Genomic DNA, 701 nt, shown 5'->3' with positions numbered 1-701 from the left:
ATTTCTTTACCAACAGCATCAGCAATTGGTTTTAATTCTTTCATCAATTGTTCAAATTTGGCTGGTTTTAATGATTGTGGTCCATCACATAATGCTTTTTCTGGATTATTATGCACTTCGATCATTAATCCATCACATCCTGCTGCGACTGCTGCTTTTGCCATTGGATTTACTAACCACCATTTTCCTCCGGCATGACTTGGATCGATAATGATTGGTAAGTGTGTCAATTCTTTGATTACTGGTACTGCTTGTAAGTCTAATGTATTTCTTGTGTATGATTCAAATGTTCTCACTCCTCTTTCACATAGGATGACATTTGGATTCCCACTTGCCATGATATATTCTGCTGACATGATCCATTCTTGGAATGTTGCACTCAACCCTCTTTTTAACAAGATTGGTTTCTTTGTTGCTTTCCCGACTTTCTTTAACAAGTCGAAGTTTTGCATGTTTCTTGCTCCAATTTGAATCAAGTCTACTTTTTCAATGAATTCATCTAAGTATTCTGCATCCATCAATTCTGATACGATTGGGAGTCCTGTTGCTTCTTTAGCTGCTACTAGAATATCTAATCCCGCTGATCCCATTCCTTGGAAAGCATATGGTGATGTTCTTGGTTTGAATGCTCCACCTCTTAATAGATTAGCTCCTGCTGCTTTGGCTGCTTTAGCGATTTCAATCACTTGTTCCTTGCTTTC

At 37.9% G+C, this 701-nt stretch carries 1 protein-coding gene; it reads right to left on the bottom strand.

Annotation, left to right across the window (positions count from 1 at the left end; genetic code table 11):
- The coding region (gene aroF, locus LJD32_RS15020) for a 3-deoxy-7-phosphoheptulonate synthase (protein ID WP_227403843.1) at positions 1-701 on the bottom strand (701 nt) is incomplete at both ends.

Source organism: Faecalibacillus sp. TM498, from assembly GCF_020589955.1.
Classification (GTDB): Bacteria; Bacillota_I; Bacilli_A; order Erysipelotrichales; family Coprobacillaceae; genus Faecalibacillus; species Faecalibacillus intestinalis.
The sequence above is the reverse complement of the archived record's forward strand: the minus strand, read 5'-3'. Positions and strand labels throughout refer to the sequence as shown.